This is a genomic window from Salinimicrobium xinjiangense DSM 19287 (assembly GCF_000423585.1).
GTDB lineage: Bacteria > Bacteroidota > Bacteroidia > Flavobacteriales > Flavobacteriaceae > Salinimicrobium > Salinimicrobium xinjiangense.
The window spans coordinates 4,456-13,983 of the sequence record NZ_KE384060.1 but is presented as its reverse complement, the minus strand read 5'-3'; the positions used below and the strand labels follow the sequence as shown (position 1 = coordinate 13,983).

Below are 9,528 nucleotides of genomic sequence, written 5' to 3'. Positions count from 1 at the left end.
GCTGAGCTAATCACCCTTTGACTTTAATCAAAAAAGGCCTCCTGGAGGAAGCCTGATATTCTGTGGGCAATGAGCCCCGAGGCTTCGGGGGAACTCCCGACCCACAAATTTATCAGAAATAAAAAACCTCAAAAGTCTTTGATACCTGTGAGGTTTTTTTACAATTTGGAATTTGTTTTTTGGAAATTGAAATTTCCACTTTGTGGGTGATACTGGGTTCGAACCAGTGACCCCTACCTTGTCGAGGTAGTGCTCTGAACCAGCTGAGCTAATCACCCTTTGACTTTAATCAAAAAAGGCCTCCTGGAGGAAGCCTGATATTCTGTGGGCAATGAGGGATTCGAACCCCCGACCCCCTCGGTGTAAACGAGGTGCTCTGAACCAACTGAGCTAATTGCCCTAATATTTATTTGAACGTCTGCATTCTTGAAGCATGTATCTCTCCGAATGCGGATGCAAATATAGACCACAATTTCAATTATGCAAAGAATAATTTCAAAAAATTCAAATTATTTCTGCCACCGTAAAAGTGCTGCCCCCAACGTAGATCACATCCCTTTCTGAAGCTTGTGAAATCGCGGCTTCATAAGCTTCAGAAACTGAATTAAATGCCTCTCCAAAAAGGCCATTTTCACCTGCCTTTTTTTGAAGGATCTCCGCCTCCTGACCGCGGGGAACATTAGGTTTTGAAAAATAATATTTTGCAGATTTTGGATATAATGGCAACACAGCATCAAGATCTTTATCGTTTACTACCCCTATCACCAGGTGTAGTTGATCATATTCCTCCTCCTGCAATTGTTTCAGGGCGTACACCAGACCCTCTTTATTATGTGCAGTGTCACAAATGATCTTTGGAGATTCCCCTAATATTTCCCATCTGCCACGGAGACCTGTGTTGAAAATGACATTTTGAAGACCTTTTTCTTCTGCTTCAGGATTTATATTCCAACCATTATTTTTCAGAACATGAATAGCCGTAGAAACAGTTCGAATATTCTTTTTTTGATAATGTCCCTTAAGATCGGAGGTTAATTTTCTTCCGGAGAAATCTTCAGCTAAATGCAGAGGAGCCTTATTAGCTTCAGCTAATTTTTTAAACACCGGAAAGGTCTCCTCCTGATATTCTCCAATAACAACAGGAATTTCCGGTTTAATTATCCCACCTTTTTCCGCAGCTATTTCCGGCAGCGTATTACCCAGAATAGCCATGTGATCAAAGCCTATATTCGTAATCACAGAAACTTCAGGAGAAATAATATTTGTAGAATCCAGTCTTCCGCCGAGACCCACTTCGACAACAGCAATATCTACCTCTTCTTCAGCAAAGAACTGAAAAGCCATACCTACAGTCATTTCAAAGAAAGAAAGATTTTCCTGCTCAAAGAAATTTTTATTGTTTCTGATAAAAGCAGTAACAGTATCTTCCGGGATCATCCCACCGTTGATCCTTATGCGTTCTCTGAAATCCTTTAAGTGAGGAGAGGTATATAAGCCCACCTTGTAGCCAGCCTCCTGCAGCACAGATGCCAACATATGGGAAACAGATCCCTTACCGTTAGTACCGGCGACATGTATAGTTTTGAATTGCTGATGAGGGTTCTTTAAATGCTGTACCAGTTTATTGATATTCGAAAGATCTACTTTATAGGCTTTGCTTCCCACCTGCTGATACATAGGTAACTGTTGAAACATCCATTCAACAGTTTCTGAATAAGAAATCAAGTTATTCGGTAAGTTTGAAGTTATAGATAATTGTTCCTACCTGTTTTGCAGGTGCATCGGAATCGCTGTTAAAGCGTGTGGCTAAAGCCGCTCTCCTGGCAGGATCTGTAAGACAGGTTGCATTATTGGTGGTTCCCTTTACTCCGGGGATTGCCCGGGTAACTCTACCGCTGCGATCTACTTCGATCTGCACCACTACAATTCCGGCTTCATTACAATCCTGAACAAATTTTTCTTTATTAAGTGCTTTTCTTCCGCCAAGGCGGTAATTGCCGTCCCCGTCAAGTCCCATTCCGGTACCATAATAGGATTTGGCATTTGGATCTCCATCGGGACTTCCCTTATCTCCTGCGGCTTCGTCGTTACCTTCCCCGCCTCTCGCCTGCCCGTCACTAACGGGACCATTGAGAATACTGCTTAAAGCATCGGTGGTTGATTTAGACGGCTGCGGATCTGGCTTTTTGGCTGGCTCTTCTTTTTTCTTTACCGGCTCCTCTACCTTCTGAACAACCTTCTCCTCTTTCTTCTTCTCCACAACCGGCGCTTCAATGACATCCTGGGTCACTACTTCTTCCCGAATATTCGTTTCTACCGGAGTAACAGGCGTGCTGGTTGTCTGCGGAGCAGATTTTACGGGCTCCAAAGGCTGCTCGTCACCTGAACCAACCTCGGAAGTCCCGAAGTTTATGGCTATTCCATTCTCAGGAGGAGGGTCAAGATAAGTGAATCCAAAAAACAACAATAGAAGGATGAGCAATACGTGGAGTACCACCGTTATCGCCATTGATTTTCTTTCATGTTCTGTTTCCAGGTACTTCACCTCTGTTTTTTTCTAAATTATCTTCAGCAAACTTGGTTCCACAAATGAGCTTTCAAGGCTGAATTGTGAAAATTATTCCGGTTTAACAGCCAGAACGATTTTATATCGGTTCCTGTTGGCGATGTCCATAACATCTACCGCCCTTTCAATAGGAACTCCCTCTTCGGCTCTTAAAATAATAGTAGGATCTTCAACGCCGGCCAAAGCTTCTTTAAGTCGGGCTTCCAGGGCGCTGTTACTAACTCTTTCCTTATCTATATAAACCTGCAGGTCTTTCGTAATACTCACCGCAACATTTTGCTTGGTCGTGGTCTTGCCTTTTGCCTTTGGTAGAATAAGATCAAGAGCTTCGGGCGTAATTGCCGGTGAGGTGAGCATAAAAAAGATCAACAGCAGGAATACAATATCAGTCATGGAACTCATACTGAATTCGGGACTGATCTTATTTCTTCCTCTTAAGTTCATATTATGCCGGTTCGTTTAGAAGGTCAAGGAAATCTACAGCAGTAGCTTCCATTTGGTGTACTACCTTATCTGTTTTCACCACGAGGTGATTATACCCAATGTAAGCAATAATACCTACTATCAAACCTGCAACGGTGGTGGTCATTGCTGTGTAAATACCTTCGGCCAGAGCTCCCATTTCTGCTTGTCCGCTACTGGTAGCAAGTTCGTGAAAAGCGATAACCATTCCAATTACGGTTCCGAGGAATCCTATCATAGGTGCGGCACCGGCAATGGTTGCCAGTACACTGACATTTTTTTCAAGCTTGTATACCTCAAGACGTCCTGCATTCTCAATCGCAGTGTTAATATCCTCCAGCGGACTGCCTATTCTATCCAGACCTTTTGCCGTTAAGCGGGCCACCGGGGAATTTGCCTGCGCACAACGTATACGTGCAGATTCTATATTACCATTTAAAACACTGTCTTTGATCTGGTGCATAAAATTAGAGTCCGTCTCTGAAGCTGCTTTAATAGCGAAAAGCCTTTCAAAATAAATATAGATGGCAGCAAAAAGTAGAATGAAAAGGATCAGAATGATCACCTGTCCTCCAACTCCGCCGCTTAGGAACAGATCAAACAAAGAGAGGGTTTTTTCCTCTACTACCGGTTCTGCCTCCTGTGCTGCCTGGGCAAGACCATCTTCCTGAAAAAAGTTTAGCATTTGTGTATTGGGTTTTTTATGTAACGTGTGAATCGTATTTTAATTGTAAAGATAAACAGCCTTTAATTTTTTCCAACCTTCCCTCCACATTAAATTCTGGATGTGCCGGGAGCCCGGAATTTAATCTCTAAGTTTATTAGTTATCCCGACTCAAAGGTGCAACAATTTAGGGATAACACAGAATTTTTAATAAAATCTGTTTTAACTCAAAACAGCACCCTAAGGTGCTGATATGAAACAAGATATCATAAAATGATTATACTAATTTCTTCAGTGCCACCTCAAAAGCAGTTTTACTAATGTTGGTTTTCTTACTGTTGTTATTAAAGGTGTTTTGAATAGCATTCCTAATGGTGATAGAAGTATCATTAAAAATAGCTTCATCTGTCATTTGAACCCTGCGCTCCATGAAATAAGCAAAAACTCTTGCCATTCCGCAGTTCGCGATAAAATCGGGAAGTAAACTCAGGCGTTCATCTGTATATTCCATAATGGGACCAAAGAAGATTTCCGTATCGGCAAAAGGAACATTCGCACCACTGGAAATAACTTCCAGCCCTGCATCGACCATTTTATCCACCTGTTCCCGGGTGATCAATCTCGAAGCTGCACAGGGTGCAAAGATTTCGGCTTCCAGGGACCAGATACGCTCGTTGATCTCCTCAAAAGAGATCATATTTTCACTTTTAAGGGTGTTCCCTTCTTTGTTAAGGAAGAGTTCCCTTATCTCATCAAAGCTGAATCCTTCTTCATTGATCACTCCCCCAACCCGGTCGATGATTCCCACGACTTTGGCTCCCATCTGGGCCAGGTAGTAAGCTGCAGCAGAACCTACATTTCCAAAGCCCTGCACAATAGCTCTCTTTCCCTGCACATTTCCGCCGTAAATATCATAGTAGTGGCGAACAGCTTCGGCCACTCCATAACCGGTGATCATATCGGCCACCGTATATTTTCGGGAAACATCGGGTGAAAATTTCGGATTTTCCAGCACCTTGATCACGCCCTGGCGCAACTGGCCAATGCGATTGATCTTATCGGCTTCTGTTGGCTTAAAATGACCGTTAAAAACTCCTTCCTGCGGATGCCATACTCCGGAATCCTCGGTAATTGGTATCACTTCATGAATTTCATCTACATTGAGGTCTCCCCCGGTTCCATAATAATTCTTTAGTAAAGGAGACACGGCTTTGAACCAGCGTTCCAACACTCCTTTTTTACGCGGATCATTGGGATCGAAATTAATTCCCGATTTCGCGCCACCAATGGCAGGACCGGAAACTGTAAATTTCACTTCCATTGTTTTAGCAAGGGAAAGCACCTCATTCATATCAAGGCCTTTTCTCATCCTGGTGCCCCCTCCTGCTGCACCACCGCGAAGAGAATTAATTACGGCCCAACCTTCGGCATCGGTTTCAGGATCTTTCCAGTTAAAAACAATTTCAGGAGCTTTATCCTGATATAAATCGAGTAATTCTTTCATGATAATTTAAAAATTGCTGCACAAATATAAAAAACTAATAATCAGATGTAGGAAATGAAGTAATATTTTATGAATACCAGGATTTTTTGATTTTTTGTTCTACCGTGGTTCATAAATAACTCCCGAACTATGATCTTTTGAAGCCCCCGTTACCGAACTAAGTACATTTACTTTACCCTCCAGTTTTAGCACTCCCAAAAAAGCAAAAATCAGCGCCTCTTTATAATTGACGATTTCGGGAGAGGGAATAATGAGTTCTGCAGAAGTATGCTGGCGGATCTTTTGGATCAGAAAAGAGTTGAAAGCACCGCCGCCGGTAACCAGCACCTTTCCTTTACCCAGATTGTTGCCAATTTGTCGACCAATGTGTTCCACATAGGTATGTAAAGCTGAAGCTATATCCAGTTTTCCTCTAAAAAGAGGAAAAACCTGCTCATTCACCCACTCGATCCCCAGGGATTTTGGTGGCTTCAGGTCGTAAAACGAAATTTTTTCAAGCCTTTCAAGAAGACCCCGGTCCAGTTCACCTGAAGCTGCAATCTCTCCGTTTTCATCATATGCAAGGGAAAGTTTTCCTGCCAGCCAGTTGAGGACAGTATTTACGGCACAAATGTCATATGCGATCCGTTTGTGATTTACGGAAGTAGAAACATTGGCAAATCCTCCAAGATTCAGACAATAATCATATTCCGAGAAAAGAAGTTCATCTCCAATGGGTACCAGAGGTGCGCCCTGCCCTCCCAGTTTTACATCCTTTACTCTAAAATCACACACTACCCTATGCTTCATGAGGTTTGCAAGTTGCGGCAGATTCCCAATTTGTAAAGTGTAGCCATTTTCCGGTTCATGCTTTACAGTGTGTCCATGACTACAAACAGCATCGGGCTCAAAAATGTCATTTTCGGAAAGGAATTTTGAAATGACTTCGGCTAAATAATTGGTGTAGGCATAGTTTAACTGCTCCAGTTGTGCCTTATCGTAGGTAACTGCTTCCTTTAGCTTCTGCTGCCATTCGACAGAATACGGAACAGTTTCAGCAGCTAAAATCCTGTAATGCCAATTTCCTGAAAATTCGAGTTTTACATATGTAAGATCGATCCCATCCAGAGATGTCCCCGACATAACTCCTATAACGTTATAGCTATTTTGCTTCATAAACGTAAATTTAGCTATAACGATTGAAAAAATGCATGTAAAACGGTATCTTTGGCAACCAAAATTGAACATTTCTAAACTTTACACCGAATGGATTTTAAGTTAACCGAAGAACATATAATGATCCGCGATGCAGCTCGTGATTTTGCAAAGAACGAATTGTTAGCAGGAGTCATTGAAAGAGACGAGAAACAGGAATTTCCGAAGGAACAGATCAAAAAAATGGGGGAACTAGGCTTCCTAGGCATGATGGTCTCTCCGGAGTATGGCGGGGGCGGAATGGACACTGTGGCTTATGTGCTGGCAATGGAGGAGATCTCTAAAATTGACGCTTCGGCTTCTGTGGTGATGTCTGTTAATAATTCTTTGGTGTGCTGGGGTTTGGAGAAATTCGGAAACGAGGAGCAAAAACAAAAATATCTTACTAAACTGGCTACAGGAGAATCTATAGGGGCTTTTTGTCTTTCTGAACCTGAAGCCGGAAGTGATGCCACTTCACAAAGAACTACGGCCATTGAAAAAGATGACCACTACTTGCTGAACGGAACCAAGAACTGGATCACGAACGGAAGTACTGCCGATTACTACATAGTGATTGCACAAACACATAAAGAGAAAAAACATAAGGGAATAAACGCCTTTATTGTGGAAAAAGGAATGGAAGGTTTCGAGATCGGACCAAAAGAGCAGAAACTTGGAATCCGCGGTAGTGATACCCATTCTCTTAATTTCAATGACGTGAAGGTTCCAAAAGAGAACAGGATCGGGGAAGATGGTTTTGGATTTAAATTCGCCATGAAAACACTTTCGGGAGGACGTATAGGAATTGCTGCCCAGGCTTTGGGAATTGCGGCAGGAGCTTATGAACTGGCCAGGGAATATTCAAAAGTGCGTAAAGCTTTTGGAACAGAGATCATGAACCACCAGGCAATTGCCTTTAAGCTGGCCGACATGCACACTTCCATTGAAGCTGCCCGTCACCTGGTGATGAAAGCTGCCTGTGATAAGGACAATGGAGAAAATTATGACCTGAGCGGGGCAATGGCAAAATTATTTGCTTCCAAGACTGCGATGGACGTTACCATTGAAGCTGTACAGGTGCATGGAGGAAATGGATATGTAAAAGAATACCACGTTGAGCGTCTTATGAGAGATGCAAAGATCACGCAGATCTATGAAGGGACTTCTGAGATCCAGAAGATCGTCATTTCAAGAAGTATCCTGAGAGATTAATTTCAGGTCATCCTGAATTCATTTCAGGATCATTAAGAAGCTGAAACAAGTCCAGCTTGACAAAAGAAAACAGAACGTCATCCTGAATTGATTTCAGGATCTACAGAAGCTGAAACAAGTCCAGCTTGACAAAAGAAAACAAACCGTCATCCTGAATTCAATTCAGGATCTATAAAAGCTGAAACAAGTTCAGCTTGACAAAAGGAACAGACCGTCATCCTGAATTCATTTCAGGATCTTAAAAGAAGCTGAAACAAGTTCTGCTTGACGATAAAACCTTCTAAATTAAGAAAAGCAGCCGTTGCCGGCTGCTTTTCATTTTTAAATTAATTCTATTCTCTACTTTTTAGAAGAGACTATTTGTTTTACAAAAGTTTCTCTATCGGTAGTTACCTTCAGGATATATATTTGATTTGCCTTAAGTGCAAAGTCAACCTGAAGACTGGTCACAGAACCTTTGGTGACATTTTTGTCATTGTAGGTCCTTAAGTGGTTTCCTCGCATATTGAATATTTCGATCTGAACATCTGAAGTATATTCAAAATCATATTCCACGTTCACGGTTTCTTTAAATGGAACCGGGAAGGTTTTCACGTCTGAAGCAACCTGAGCCTTAGTCTCCTTTTTATTGGTAGCACTAAGCTCAGCATCTGCACTTGCATCTCCGCAAAGCACCTGTGCTCCGCTAAAGGACTGGCCTCCTTCATCTCCATCAATTATTCCGCTAACGGTACATTCACAAATGATCTCACAGGCTACTCCATGTACTATGACATAAAGGTCACCGGTGGCCTCAATAGGACCAACAGTATAATTCTGCACTCCGCCACCTAAGTCGGGATTAAAATTATATTGTCCCGGAGCAACTGTTCCTTTACCATTTTTCATGCTTGGAACAGGGTCACAGCCAATATACACGTGAGCTTCATTAAGCACATAATTTTCCATGAGATTATACTCAACGGTAATGTAGCCGTCCTCATAGGTCACCGTTGCAGTACCCGTTGGAGTACCTTTACCAGTTATGCATTGTGCTGCTCCGGCATAAAGTGTAAGGTCAAAACTTTCTCCTTCAGAGATAGAGTTTGTCCAACCCCAACGCTTGAATCCATAGTCAGAGAAGCAGGTACTTGCATCTGCGTTATATCCATAGATGGTTTCGCAGTTGTCAACAAGCTCCCACTCTTTTATAATAGTTACCACTTCCTGTGCAGTATTACCACAGTCATCCATTGCTGTAAAAGTGTACTCATAGGTTTGAGAACAATCATCTCCCCCTACTGGCACAGGATAAGCTGTCAACTCACCTCCCGCTGCACAGTTGTCTGTCCAGGTAGCCGTAAGACTTGCAGGAACTTCTGTTTCGCATACGGTTTCAGGATATTCGCCTAAGACAATAACAGGATCTGTTGTGTCTTCAATGTGATAGGTGTATACCCAATCATGTTCATTGCCTTCACAATCTGCATAAGTCCAGGTGTAAGTTTTCGTACCCTTACAACCATCAAAATCACCTCCTTCTACAGGCCCTGTGGGCGTTAGTGCATTTCCACAGTTATCATCCACAAGCGGAGGGGTGGGTTCTGTAGCATCAGCAAGACATTCCACATTAGAACTTTCGTTCCCTGGCATTGTGAAATCTTCGTACTCGATAGTGTACACATAAGACCAGTCGGCAGTATTGCCTTCACAATCTGTAAATGTCCAGGTATACGTACGGGTTCCTTCACAGGTAAGCGGATCCGGAGCATCAACCACCACAGGAGTACCTGCAGTTAAAGTATTGCCACAGTTATCCATAACTGTTGGAAGTGTAATACCAACACCGTCGGCATCTGCCTCACAGGCTACAGTTTCAGATCCATCCATATCATCAATAGTGAATGCTTCGTATTCGATAGTGTAAACATAAGACCAGTCGGCAGTATTGCCTTCGCAATCTGT

The 9,528-nt window shown here is 42.6% G+C and carries 8 protein-coding genes and 2 tRNA genes; 1 reads left to right on the top strand and 9 read right to left on the bottom strand.

All coding sequences use genetic code 11. The features are described from left to right. Positions 1-203: 203 nt before the first annotated feature. The 8 genes from G564_RS0118120 to G564_RS0118085 form a co-directional block, all read right to left on the bottom strand. Positions 204-278: transfer RNA gene (locus G564_RS0118120), tRNA-Val, on the bottom strand. 47 nt (positions 279-325) lie between these two features. Continuing rightward, positions 326-400, bottom strand: a tRNA-Val gene (locus G564_RS0118115). Positions 401-504: 104 nt separating this feature from the next. Continuing rightward, the gene (locus tag G564_RS0118110) at positions 505-1,695 is read right to left on the bottom strand and encodes a bifunctional folylpolyglutamate synthase/dihydrofolate synthase (RefSeq protein ID WP_084625682.1); all 1,191 of its coding nucleotides are present in this window, start codon (positions 1,693-1,695) and stop codon (positions 505-507) included. Positions 1,696-1,726: 31 nt separating this feature from the next. Then, complete coding sequence (locus G564_RS0118105) at positions 1,727-2,545, bottom strand: hypothetical protein (protein ID WP_029038895.1); 819 nt, start codon at positions 2,543-2,545, stop codon at positions 1,727-1,729. Positions 2,546-2,617: 72 nt separating this feature from the next. After that, the gene (locus G564_RS0118100) at positions 2,618-3,010 is read right to left on the bottom strand and encodes an ExbD/TolR family protein (protein WP_029038894.1); all 393 of its coding nucleotides are present in this window, start codon (positions 3,008-3,010) and stop codon (positions 2,618-2,620) included. A 1-nt stretch (position 3,011) separates the two neighbouring features. After that, the gene (locus tag G564_RS0118095; protein ID WP_029038893.1) at positions 3,012-3,713 is read right to left on the bottom strand and encodes a MotA/TolQ/ExbB proton channel family protein; all 702 of its coding nucleotides are present in this window, start codon (positions 3,711-3,713) and stop codon (positions 3,012-3,014) included. Positions 3,714-3,969: 256 nt separating this feature from the next. Then, positions 3,970-5,196: a Glu/Leu/Phe/Val dehydrogenase dimerization domain-containing protein gene (locus G564_RS0118090; RefSeq protein WP_029038892.1), complete on the bottom strand. Its 1,227-nt coding sequence runs from the start codon at positions 5,194-5,196 to the stop codon at positions 3,970-3,972. A 99-nt stretch (positions 5,197-5,295) separates the two neighbouring features. Next, the gene (locus tag G564_RS0118085; protein ID WP_029038891.1) at positions 5,296-6,351 is read right to left on the bottom strand and encodes an anhydro-N-acetylmuramic acid kinase; all 1,056 of its coding nucleotides are present in this window, start codon (positions 6,349-6,351) and stop codon (positions 5,296-5,298) included. 90 nt (positions 6,352-6,441) lie between these two features. Here G564_RS0118085 and G564_RS0118080 point away from each other — a divergent pair, with 90 nt between their 5' ends. Next, positions 6,442-7,584 carry an acyl-CoA dehydrogenase gene (locus tag G564_RS0118080; RefSeq protein ID WP_029038890.1) on the top strand — a complete coding sequence of 381 codons (1,143 nt, stop codon included), beginning with the start codon at positions 6,442-6,444 and terminating at the stop codon, positions 7,582-7,584. Positions 7,585-7,923: 339 nt separating this feature from the next. On the opposite strand, the gene G564_RS19655 is transcribed toward G564_RS0118080, so the two are convergent. After that, the coding region (locus tag G564_RS19655) for an HYR-like domain-containing protein (protein WP_037374300.1) at positions 7,924-9,528 on the bottom strand (1,605 nt) is incomplete at its 5' end.

Coding starts and splice junctions, on each gene's coding strand:
- G564_RS0118110 (WP_084625682.1), bottom strand. CDS start 1,695: ATGTTTCAACAGTTACCTATGTATCAGCAGGTGGGAAGCAAAGCCTAT.
- G564_RS0118095 (WP_029038893.1), bottom strand. CDS start 3,713: ATGCTAAACTTTTTTCAGGAAGATGGTCTTGCCCAGGCAGCACAGGAG.
- G564_RS0118085 (WP_029038891.1), bottom strand. CDS start 6,351: ATGAAGCAAAATAGCTATAACGTTATAGGAGTTATGTCGGGGACATCT.
- G564_RS0118100 (WP_029038894.1), bottom strand. CDS start 3,010: ATGAACTTAAGAGGAAGAAATAAGATCAGTCCCGAATTCAGTATGAGT.
- G564_RS0118090 (WP_029038892.1), bottom strand. CDS start 5,196: ATGAAAGAATTACTCGATTTATATCAGGATAAAGCTCCTGAAATTGTT.
- G564_RS0118080 (WP_029038890.1), top strand. CDS start 6,442: ATGGATTTTAAGTTAACCGAAGAACATATAATGATCCGCGATGCAGCT.